Source organism: Enterococcus casseliflavus NBRC 100478 (assembly GCF_001544095.1).
Taxonomy (GTDB): Bacteria; Bacillota; Bacilli; order Lactobacillales; family Enterococcaceae; genus Enterococcus_D; species Enterococcus_D casseliflavus.
This window is the reverse complement of the sequence record NZ_BCPT01000009.1, coordinates 58,115-69,712: the sequence shown is the minus strand read 5'-3', so window position 1 is coordinate 69,712 and position 11,598 is coordinate 58,115. Positions and strand designations below refer to the sequence as shown.

Annotated in this window: 11 protein-coding genes; all 11 read left to right on the top strand. The window is 39.6% G+C overall.

Features of this window, described 5'->3' with window-relative positions:
* The 11 genes from ECA1_RS09200 (at position 1) to ECA1_RS09155 (ending at position 11,594) form a co-directional block, all read left to right on the top strand.
* Positions 1–1,179: a phage major capsid protein gene (locus ECA1_RS09200; RefSeq protein WP_060792304.1), complete on the top strand. Its 1,179-nt coding sequence runs from the start codon at positions 1–3 to the stop codon at positions 1,177–1,179.
* Between the two features lie 17 nt (positions 1,180–1,196).
* Positions 1,197–1,319 carry a HeH/LEM domain-containing protein gene (locus ECA1_RS17125; RefSeq protein WP_071859285.1) on the top strand — a complete coding sequence of 41 codons (123 nt, stop codon included), beginning with the start codon at positions 1,197–1,199 and terminating at the stop codon, positions 1,317–1,319.
* Positions 1,320–1,322: 3 nt separating this feature from the next.
* Positions 1,323–1,601 carry a hypothetical protein gene (locus ECA1_RS09195; protein WP_060792303.1) on the top strand — a complete coding sequence of 93 codons (279 nt, stop codon included), beginning with the start codon at positions 1,323–1,325 and terminating at the stop codon, positions 1,599–1,601.
* Entirely contained in the window at positions 1,591–1,962 is a 372-nt protein-coding gene (locus ECA1_RS09190) for a hypothetical protein (protein WP_060792302.1), read from the top strand. The genes ECA1_RS09195 and ECA1_RS09190 overlap by 11 nt, the downstream gene beginning before the upstream one ends.
* A complete protein-coding gene (locus ECA1_RS09185) occupies positions 1,959–2,357 on the top strand; it encodes an HK97 gp10 family phage protein (RefSeq protein ID WP_060792301.1) in 399 nt (132 codons plus the stop codon). Before ECA1_RS09190 ends, ECA1_RS09185 begins: the two co-directional genes overlap by 4 nt.
* Positions 2,354–2,773 (top strand): hypothetical protein, encoded by a 420-nt coding sequence (locus ECA1_RS09180; RefSeq protein WP_060792300.1) that lies wholly within the window; start codon positions 2,354–2,356, stop codon positions 2,771–2,773. The genes ECA1_RS09185 and ECA1_RS09180 overlap by 4 nt, the downstream gene beginning before the upstream one ends.
* 32 nt (positions 2,774–2,805) lie before the next feature.
* A complete protein-coding gene (locus ECA1_RS09175) occupies positions 2,806–3,417 on the top strand; it encodes a phage tail protein (protein ID WP_060792299.1) in 612 nt (203 codons plus the stop codon).
* A gap of 61 nt (positions 3,418–3,478) precedes the next feature.
* Positions 3,479–3,856 carry a phage tail assembly chaperone G gene (gene gpG, locus ECA1_RS09170; RefSeq protein ID WP_060792298.1) on the top strand — a complete coding sequence of 126 codons (378 nt, stop codon included), beginning with the start codon at positions 3,479–3,481 and terminating at the stop codon, positions 3,854–3,856.
* Positions 3,857–4,060: 204 nt separating this feature from the next.
* Positions 4,061–8,386, top strand: coding sequence for a phage tail tape measure protein (locus ECA1_RS09165; protein ID WP_060792297.1), 4,326 nt, complete (start codon positions 4,061–4,063; stop codon positions 8,384–8,386).
* The gene (locus ECA1_RS09160) at positions 8,383–9,840 is read left to right on the top strand and encodes a phage tail family protein (protein ID WP_060792296.1); all 1,458 of its coding nucleotides are present in this window, start codon (positions 8,383–8,385) and stop codon (positions 9,838–9,840) included. The genes ECA1_RS09165 and ECA1_RS09160 overlap by 4 nt, the downstream gene beginning before the upstream one ends.
* Positions 9,837–11,594: a phage tail family protein gene (locus ECA1_RS09155; protein ID WP_060792295.1), complete on the top strand. Its 1,758-nt coding sequence runs from the start codon at positions 9,837–9,839 to the stop codon at positions 11,592–11,594. Before ECA1_RS09160 ends, ECA1_RS09155 begins: the two co-directional genes overlap by 4 nt.
* The last annotated feature ends 4 nt before the right edge of the window (positions 11,595–11,598 follow it).

Genomic DNA, 11,598 nt, shown 5'->3' with positions numbered 1-11,598 from the left:
ATGTTAAAAATTACAGACAAAACTGCAGATGCGAAGAAAATCTTTAACGCTATTTCTGCAAAAGAAGATGCAACACCTGAACAAGTAAATGATGCTTTAGAGGCCTACGTCACTGCGATCGCAGAAGATGCAGGCTCGCAAGTACGTGCTGAATATGAAGAATTGAAGAACGTCACTGACAACCAAATCCTTCAATCACGTGGCATTCCAGTTTTAACAGCAGAAGAAACAAAATTCTACAATGAAGTAGAAAAAGCCGGTGGCTTCGACAAGGACATTACATGGCCAGTAACCATTTTTGAACGTGTATTTGAAGATCTTCAAAAGGAACATCCTATTTTACGTCTGGTGAATTTCACGCCTACTGTTGGTTTAACTAAAACAATTAGTTCTCGCCGCAAAGGGGTTGCCGTTTTCGGTCCATTGCATAAAGATCTTGAAGGGCAATTAGATGCTGAATTCGGAGTGGAAGAAGCAACACAGATCGCCTTAACTGCTTTCTTCTTAATTTCAAATGATACATTGCACTTAGGCGCTCGATGGATTAACCGTTATGTACGCCTTTGCTTAACAGAAGCGGTTAAAGATGCTTGGGCAACTAAAATTGTTACTGGTACCGGTAAAGACGAACCGATTGGTTTGTTGAAAGATTTAGATGGAGCCGTTGTTGGCGGGGTTTATCCTGATAAAGCCAGCGTTGGTACTTTGACGTTCAAAGACGCACCTTCAATGGTTACTGAATTTGCAGCTGTTATGAAAAAAATGGCTTCTTACAAACATTCAATTGGTAATGGTGACACAAATGCTACTGATGAAACACGTGTGGTTGACGGTAAGATTTACTTAATTATCAACCCAGTCAACTACTACGATATTGTTGCACGCCTAACGATCCAAAATGCAAATGGGGTATTCGTGACGAACATGCCATTCATTTCCCCTGATCACATTATCCAATCGGTTGATGTTCCTGTGAACAAACTAATTGTATTTATCGAAAATGGCTATGATGCTACTCAGTCTCAGCCTGAAAAAATTTCTGAATACAAAGAAACGTTTGCGATGAAACGTGCAACCCTTTATGCAATTGACATGTTGGGCAATGGTAAACCTGTTGATAATTACGCAGCGCAAGTCTACGACATTGCTATTCCAACTAGCGGTGGCTCGGGGGAGTAACAACGCCTAACGCTCGTATGGCGACTGTAGACTATTCTAGCCTTACGGTTCCAGAACTAAAAGCGTTGTTAGACGAGCGTGCAATTGATTATGCAAGCAACGCTAAGAAGCAAGATTTAATTGATCTATTGGAGGGGTGACGAATGAAAGATCAAGTGTTTATTGATGAATTTAAGGAACGTTTTCGTATTTTTCATTCATCCGAAGATGAAAGTATTGGCAAACAACTGGAAAGTGGGTTTGCCGATATCAAATCAATTATTGGAGAATTCGATCCTACGAAGTATGAAAAGGGCAAAGAATTAGTCTATGAGCGCACTCGTTATTTAAGGAACGAGGCGCTCGAATACTTTTACGACAACTTTCAGATGATGATCATGGACGCTTCAATTGACTTGGTAGGTGATCAAGTTGCCGATTAAAACAAAATATGAAAGGCCTGAAATTGTATCCGGTGATTTGAATACGCCGGTTACTTTTTTTGAAGTAAAACCAAACGATGGACCTGAACCGGGTGAACACGAAAACAAGAAATTGTATTACTGCACTTGCTTAGTCTACAATCCTTCTTCTAAGGATAGGGATATTCTTAGCGGCAAAGGAACAAAGAAAGCTGTCACAATCAAGATTCGAGATCCATTCACAGACTATTTGCCAAACAATGCTCATAAAGTAGTCTTGGATGATTTCCGATATAAAGATGATGTGTGGGATATTGTAGATTTTGCGCCAGATGTGGAGAATAATGATTTTCTTAAAATCATCTTGGGGGTGACCTCATGAGCGTTGCAGTTGAAGGTGTGGACGAGATACTAAAGAATCTCGAAGCCAAGTTGGGTCCGGCAAGAACCAACAGGATCGTGAATAAGTCGCTTAGAAACTACGGAAAAAAATTGCAACAAGATGTGCAAGAGGCGGTATCCAGTTACATGGATACTGGGGAAACGCATGACACAGTAATTGTTTCCGGAGTGAAAAAAGGGCCGCCTAAAACGATCGAAGTTGGTTGGGGACAAGGTTCAAGGTGGCGCTTAGTCCATTTAAATGAGTTTGGCTATACTCGGTTCGGTAAGTACATTAGCCCCAGAGGGATGGGAAAATTACAAGGTGTGGTTGATAAAACAGAAGGATCTGCATTTGAAGAGATGCGGTCAGAATTGGAGGAGTTAGCACGATGAAAGATATGATGATGGAAGTCTATAATCAATTAATCGGAAATCCTCTGATTCAAGCAAAAACCAGTTTTGTCAATGCTGATGGCAAAACTGATTATCGTATTAAGTTTTACGAAGTACCAGAATCTTTGGATTCGACCAAACCTTTTATTATCATCGATACACCACTTGGACCGCCGACTAGTGCTTACTATGCTGCCAACAAAGAGATGTCTCAAACGTTCAGCTATCAAATCAATGTCGAAACTCAATCAAGGATTTTGACGAAAGAAATTGCTAAAGCAGTGAAAGCTGCGATGTGGGAATTTGGTTATGCTCAGTTAAATGGTGGACTTGACGAATATTTCCCTGAAACAAAACGCTTTGTGGATGCAAGGCGTTATCGAAAAAACACACAAATTCATGACACTGATTATTAATCGGTGTCTATTTTATTAGGAGGAATTTATAAATGGAAACTTATGGCTTTGATAAATTATCGGTTCGAAAACTTACTACAGCTTTAGAACCAGATACAACAGCGAAAATTCACATTTTAGAAGGTAAACAAAAAGAAGGTGGACCTACTGCCTTCGACTTAACAGGACTATCCAAAGAAGCGGTGAAAGTATTTGCTGGTAACGTTGAATATTACTTGTCCAAAAAAGGTACCGGATCAGTAGCTGCAAACTTTGGTTTACTGGATGTGCCTGTAGAAGTTGAACAGGAAATTTTAGGCTTGATCAAAATGGCGGAAGGTATCGACGGTTTCGGTGATGAAACGGATCCTCCTTATATGGCGGCGGTAGCTGAAGCAGAAGACCTATATGGTGAACCAGTAGCTTTTGCAATGGTAGCAGGTTCGTTTAATCGTGATGGTTTTTCATTGGCTACGAAAAACGATGAAGATTTTACACCTGAAGCGGGCGAATATGTTTACAACGCAATCTCTCGAAAAATTACTATTGGTGAAAATGATAAAACTGTTAAAGTCTTACGTGCATTTGGGACGGCTGCAGTCGCTCAACTAAAAACTGCCGTTCTTGGTGGTGCTGTTACACCTCCAAGTGGTGGCGGACAGTAATATGACAAAGGTTAGTCTTCGGACTAGCCTTTTTATTTTTGATTAATAGGAGGAATTATACATGTCAGAAATTGGAAAAGAAATCAGATTGGATCTAATGATCAATGGAACAAGAAAGACCTTCACGCAAAGTCACGTGCCTTATTCAAAAGCTTTGGATTACACGGATGGTGAAGCAAAACTTTTTAAAAAGGATGAAGAAGGCAATGATGTTGCTCCTCCATCCAGAGTGCTTACTGAATTCCGTGCTGAGTTTGTAGCCGGCTTGTTTGATGATAAAGATTTAACCGGAACTGTCCTTTTAGATGGTATCGATGCATGGGACAGAGATTTGATCATGGAAATCATTATGTACCGTGTCTTAGGTTACGAAAAAGATGTGGAAGAATCAGATCCAACAGATAAGAAAGACCCAAAAGGAAAAAAGGACGGAAAATAAGTCCGTCCGATCATCATGAGTTGCAGGTAGACGTTGTGAGATCTATATTGAAGATTTATCCCAGTTGGACAATCAATGACGTTCTAAATACAGATACGCTGTACCTTTATGAAATTATGTTTAAACAAACGCCAAAAGGAAAGAAAAACAAGAAACGAAAAGAAATCAAGCCGTTGGCTGATTTAGTGAAAGGGGGCGGATGATTTGGCTGGTGCAACTCCATTAGGAAATATGGTCATAAAGCTAGGTTTGGATGATGCCGATTTTGGGAAAGGCGTTGCTAATTCTAAAAAGAAAATACAATACCTAGCAAAAGAAATGCAAGCAAATATGAAAGTAGCTGATTTGGCAGGGAACAAACTTGGCAAATTAGGCACTCGATACGATGGTTTAACACAGATTATCAAAGCACAAGAAAATCAAGTGACCGCCCTCAAGAAAGCTTATGATGGTTCATTTGTTGACGGTAAAGCTACAGACTCCACTAAGCGGCTAGCTAATCAATTACAAGATGCTAACGGTAAACTGGCAAATTATAAATTACAGTTACAAAATACCGCAGGAGCGATTGCTGACTATCAAATCAGAAACGAAGGTTTAACTGGTTCAATCAATAAAGCAAGCGATGTTTTAATAAACAACGGCAAAAGACTAGGGGACATAGGATCTAGTTTGACTAAAGGCTTAACTGTACCTATTGCGGCTGGCGTGACTGCTGTGACTGCCGCTGCTATTAGTTGGGAATCAGCATTTGCTGGTGTAAAGAAAACATCAGACGAAGTGGTGGATAGCAATGGTAATGTTGTTTATTCATATGATGATCTTGAAGCAAGTTTAAGAAATCTTGCAAATGAACTACCATCAACCCATAGTGAAATAGCTGCTGTTGCCGAAGCTGCAGGGCAGTTGGGGATTCAAACAGACAATGTTTCTGCATTTACTAAAGTAATGATCGATCTAGGCGAGTCAACAAACATGAGCGCTGAAACAGCTGCTACTGAGTTGGCTCGTTTTGCTAATATTACTCAAATGTCGCAAGATAAATTTAGTAACCTTGGATCTGCGTTGGTAGACTTAGGTAATAACTTTGCAACAACAGAATCTGAAATATCGGCGATGGCATTACGGCTAGCAGGTGCCGGTGCTCAAATTGGTATGTCCGAAGGCGACATTTTGGGATTTGCAGCAGCATTAAGTTCTGTTGGTATTGAAGCGGAAGCTGGTGGGTCTGCTTTCTCTAAAGTGATGGTTAATATGCAATTAGCTGTTGAAAAAGGAGCGGGCTCATTTGACGAGTTGAAAGCACATGCCGAGGATCAAGGTGTTTCTTGGGAAAGATTAGTAACAGCGGTGCGAAATGGTGGCAAAGAACTAACTGGTGTTTCCAAAGAAATGGGATTTACATCTGCAGAACTTAAAAAGATGTATAAAGAAGCTGACAATTCGAAAACTAGCTTGGAACAGTTTGCTGATGTTGCCGGAATGACAGGTGACAAATTTGCTGAAATGTTCAAATCTAATCCATCTGAGGCAATTATGAAATTTGTCGAAGGGTTAGGAAAAGCCGAAGAACAGGGGTCGTCTGCAATTAGTGTGTTGGATGACATGGGTATAACTGAAGTTCGGTTAAGAGACAGTTTGCTGCGTGCAGCTAATGCCAGCGGAGTATTTGCTGGGGCGGTAGAAATGGGTAACAAAGCGTTCGGAGAAAATACTGCACTTGCTGAAGAAGCTGGCAAGCGTTACGAAACAACGGAATCCAAACTAAAAATGCTTAGGAATGAGGCAGTGAACGCTGCTATTGATTTGGGTGGTCCTTTTGTTGATGCATTGAGAGATGGATTAGAATCGAGCAAACCTCTAATCAAACAAATCGGTAATCTAGCTGAGTCGTTTAGCAATGCGGATCCTAAAACCCAACAAATGATTGTTAAATTGCTGGCAGCAACAGCTGCAGCAGGTCCATTGCTATCAATAACTGGTAAGTTGAGTGGTGGCATTGGAAGTCTCGGGAAATCGTTCATTGATTTGAGTGCAAGCATGGCTAAGAAAAAAGCCATTGATGAGGTAAAAAAATCATTTGTCGATGGGGATATTTCTGCAAATGACTTTCTAAAAACTCTATCTGGTGGATCAGGAACAATGACGAAGTTCGGTGCAGCAGCCAGTGGGGCGGCAGGATCTGGCGGCATAGGAGCCATGTCGGCTGCGCTCGGTCCATTAGGCCCACTTATTCTTGGTATCGTGGGTGTTGGTGGTGCTCTTGCAGTCGGGTATGGTGCATGGAAATTATTCGGTGAAGAAGCTTGGAATTCTAGTCAACGTGTCCAACGTTGGGGAACTGATGTTGGAGAAGCCGTTGATGGTACCTTAACAAAAGTGCAGGATAATACGCAAAAAGCATCAGGGCAATTCGGTTTAATGGCAGATGGATTTGCCACTAACTCTGATTCTATGATCTCAAATTTTGAGAAAATAGGTCAGACCATTGAAGACAGCCTTGTGAAGAAAGTCGAGGGCTTGGATAAATTAATAAAAGAGCTTCCTGAATCTGTTAATTCTTCTGTCAGTGAAATGGTAGAAGACGAAAAAGTTAAGGCGGAATCTGCATTACAAACAGTCCAAGAGAATACCGCAAGAATCACAGAGATAAAGAAAGCAGCTAGTAATAGCAATCGAGAGATTAGTGTATCTGAAGCGAAAATTATTCAGGATCTGGCGAAAAATACAACTCAAGCATATGTTGAAACTTTAGATGTTTCTGCAAACGAGAAGAAAAAAATACTTGCAGCCATGAACGCAGATGTAGCAAATGCAACAGAGGAAGAAGCAAAATTGTGGTTGCAATCTTTAGGTAAGCAAAGGCAGATAGCTCAGCAAAATGCAACTTTAAGTAGACAAGAAAAAGAAAAGTACCTACAAGATTTGGGATACAACTTAGATGGCGAGTTCGCTAAGAAATTTCTGGCGGCTTGGGATGAGATAAATTCAACGACTGTAAAAGGTTTTGATTCTCAAATGGAAACGATTCTTAAAAAATATCCTGAATTGCAAAATGAGGTCTCTCTTGCAAACGGTCAACTAATTTCGAGTATGGGTGATTATGCTGATAGTGCAATTGCAGAAAACGAAAAAATCCTAAAGAGCGCTTCTGACTTATCAAGAGAATTGGCATCAAATGCAGAAAAGAATGCGGAAAAAATCTCTTGGACTGCATCAGAATCAAGTAAGGCTGGTAAGAAAGCAGCTCAAACTTGGAATGATTTAGTTTTTGATGAAAAGACCGGAGAAGTTAAATCCAATGTTGCAGAGGTCGTTACAGAAGCTACTAAAGATTCTCTAACGTGGAATAATTTGAAGCTAGTAGTCCATGATGCCGACTTAGATAGTAATGCAAAAGACGTTATCGGTGAAGCTGCAATTGTTAATGGTTGGTGGGACGGTATGGCTTGGTCCGATAAAAAAGCAATACTACAAGACGAATTTTCGATAACAATGTACAAAGCATTAGAAGACTCGGGAAAATGGGCAGAGATGTCATTTGATGAGAAAAAAGCATTCCTTTACTCTAATACTCCTGAAGTCATGGCAGAAACAATGCTTAATTTGGGGATGTGGGAGCAATTTCAACCCCAGATTAAAAATTTGAATGCTGAAAATTATGATCTCTTAAATGCATTAAGCTTTTCGAAAACTTCATTGAACGAGTATAACGCATTAGATCCAGAAGTTAAAAGATTGATAGCAGAAGATCCAGCAACCTTAACAGTTAGTCAATCTAAGAAAATGCTAGAAACATATAACAGTGTTTCTCCAGAACTAAAAAGATTATTGGGAGACAATACGAATGTAAATAGCATATTGGCAAACTCTAAGAGCAAAATCAATGATTACAATGCTACTGGTGTTGGTGCGAAACATTTACATGCAACAGCAGATTATTCTGAAGTACTAAGAGCGAAGAGTGAAATTGCTCAAGTATATAGCAAAAATGTGGTAATTGATGTTGAGTATCGTGGGAGAAGAACAGGACAGACAGCTATTCCAAATGCCAAAGGAACAAATTACCACCCGGGTGGAGATATGATCGTAAATGATCAATCAGGACCATTATACAAAGAGTTGGTTCAGTTCCCTGGTCAGGCTCCATTTATACCTCAAGGTCGAAATGTGTATATTCCCAATGCTCCTGCAGGAACGAAAGTTGCTCGAGCTAGTATCACCAAATCGATCATGCGGCGCTTGGGCATTCCAAAGTATGCTGACGGTGTGGGTATTCCGGAAGATTCCTCATTGGTTCGGAACTTGAGAAGTATGAGTTCATCTGTAGAGCCAACATCAACTACGATTGTTAATACGCAAGACTATACGGATCGATTGGATCAATTAATTAAAATTATGAAGAATTTTGATAACAGCCTTAAAAATCTTCAACTTGTAGTAGATAAAAAAATAATGGGTACAGTTGCAAATGAGCAACAAAATCTAAGAGAAATGGTGATCAAAACAGTTAGGGGGGAAGCTAGATGAAGTCAGATGTGCTTATAATGTTTGGTTCGTATGAACTCACAAAAAATATGGACTTAATAGAGTCGCCGGATTTCTCTATTCTTCCTCTATCAGATACCGAATTGGAAGAATCGGAAAACGATAAAAAGCTATCGCTGAAGTTTCAAATGGAGTCTGATGATTTTGTACAATCCAGAGATGAATTAGCTTTAGCATTGTATGGTAAAAAAGAAAACAAATTGACCATCTCTATCTTTGAGAATAGATATTGGTTAATGAGTGTGGAAGATAGCACATCATTTGTTCGCAGTATGGATTCAAGAGATACGATTGATGTTGAAATAGAATTTAAGCTGAGCAAGAACCGCTCCTTTTCCACAGTAATTGAAACATTTTCGGCTAAATTAAATTCAGAAAATGTTCTCGAATTTGAAATTAATAATTCAGGGACAGTACCTGTGCCTGTTGACTATCGGATTAAATTAAAAAAAGAGAGCGGCTTTATCGGTTTGGTTTCAGAATACGGCGCAATGCAATTCGGCTTAGTGAATGAAGCAGATGGGACGATGGTTGAAAGTGATAAAAGCAAACAATTGACCAATAATATAAATGGTAATTTTAACAATTGGACTAATGGGACGACTTTCTATCAAGATCAGAATAAAAAGTCTGTAACAACAATGAGTGCAAATGCTACATATGGTTTAGGCATATTACCAGCTAGTTTTTCAAATACGGCCAACAGTAACTTCTTTGGAGCAATCAAAGAGATTCCATTAAGTGAATCCGCAAGAAACTGGTATTTGTGGGCGCAAGCGTGGTTTGAAACCGGAAGAATGGGCCAGACAGGTATGTGGACACTTGCGATTGTCGATGAACAAAACAAACCGATTGCTGCTTACATTTTGAGAAAAGGGGATACCACAGGAAACAAAGCACAGTGCTATTTTTGGCTGAATGGTAAGATTGTAAAAACGTTTGATTTTACTGCTTCTTATTGGGAGAAGGATAATCCGTATGGATCAGAATCAAAAAACGCTCGCAGAAATCCTTTCGATATTCGAAAAGAAGGAAATCGTGTTCGGTTTTTCTGGCGAGGATCATATTACTACTATACGGATTCAGCAATAGAAAATGTCAAGGCAAGTAAAGTTCAATTCTTTGCAGGTCAGTTCAAAGGAAGGAACACATCAACGCAAAAGGTCACACATATGTATATTAACAATTTAGCCTTTACTAAGTTAAATGTTGAGACATGGCGTGATGATCCGAATCGATTTCCCAATAATTCAGAAATATTCATCAGTGGATCAGAGACATTACTGTACTTGAATGAAATGCCCAGACCAGACGATGAAATCAGAGGTTCGACTTGGTTTAAGGTTCCTCCGGGACTCACGACTGTTCAATTAATATTATCCGATTTTTCGGAAGTCGAAACCGCAACTGCAGAATTAAGGAGGGAATACTTGTGACAACTGAAAATGTACGGATTGCTGTTCGAGATGCGCAGGATTCTCAAACCTTGGCGTTTATGGATAATTCCGCACCTAATGCGATTCACTTCGACCAGGCGGATCTAACCCGTTTCTTTGAAGGGGACTCGACTGTCTTACAAATGCGGTTTAATAAAAAACACGATCGAGCCAACGTCATTCGAGAAGGGTCAAAATTAGCTTTTGTCTACAAAGGAAAAGACTATTGGCTCAATATTATTACAGCAAAAGATGTTAGTCATCAGCGAGAGTTGATGGCTTTTTCTTTATCGCTTGAGCTGAACAAAGAAAAAGTTGGTTTTTATGCTGCAAATACTGCTATGGCTTTTGTGGAATATCTGAAGAGTATTGATTTTGAACAAACATTAACGATCGGTATCAATGAGATTGCAGACAAGAAACTCAAGCTTGATTGGGATGGGGATCAATCGAAACTCGGTCGTCTCTATTCGTTAGCAAATAAATTTGATGCAGAGATTTCATTTGAAACTATTCTGAATGACGATTATTCTTTGAAGCAACAAATCATTAATATTTACAAAAAGCATGACGAGAGTAATCAAGGGATTGGTCAAGATAAAACTGCTACTACTCTTAGAGTTGGTAAGGATTTAAAAGTGATCAATCGTAGTGCGTCCCTTGAAAATTTCTATTCCGCTATTCGAGGAACCGGTAAAGATGGAATTAGTATCAATGATATAGAATTTGAAGAACTTGATGCAAACGGAAATGTGCTTTACTTTAGCAAAAAAGGTCAAGATGTGATTTGGGCTCCTCAAGCAAGGGATGCTTTTCCATCAAAAAATAATCCGGGCAATGATGGCTATCTAGTCGAGAAAAAAGGCGAGACTGAATATACCACTGTAGAAGCGTTAAAAGGCTATCTGCTCTCAGAGCTTAAAAAAAATAGCAGCGTGTATGTTGATTATGAAACAGAGGGGCATTTTGATAGTGATCCGGGGGATACCTTCTCACTGGAAGATTCAGTTTACTATAGTCCACCGCTTTATCTTGAGGCGAGGGTATACGAACAAACTGAGTCTTTGGTGTTGGGGGATTTTTCAAGTGACAAAACAACCTTTTCCAACTTTGTTGAAAAAACCTCAGAAATAGATTCCTCATTACTTGCCCGTGTTCAAGCATTGATAGAAGCAAATAAAGTCTTTACGTATGAAATCATTACTAGTGATGGAGTTACTTTCAAAAATGGATTCGGCAGTACCACATTAACTGCTCGTGTTAGAGATGGTATCAAGGATGTAACAGATACCTTTAGTCTGAAATGGTATAAAGATGGCACTTTGTTTTCAAATACCAAGACAGTGACGATCAATGCTGCAGATATCGAAGAAAAAGCAGTCTTTCGTTTTGAAGTAGCAGACGATTCGGGGAATGTGCGTGGTGGCGCTGAGGTGACAGCTACCAATATTGATGATGGTAAGAAAGGGGAACCAGGAAAGAGTCCATATAACGTTGTCCTCATATCTTCCAACGGTCTTCTTTTTAAAAATGGGGTGGTGTCAACTGCCATTCAAGCAGTTGTTTTTCAAGGTGATGAGGACGTTACTGATTTATTAGATGCGAATCAATTTAAATGGAAAAAAACAAATGGCGATGGAACACCAGACGAAGCATGGAATGCACTACACGCTGGTGGTGTAAAAAGCGTAACGATTGGAACAGACGATGTCAATAAGCGCGCAACCTTTAGCTGTGATATCGTCGAAATATAAAGGA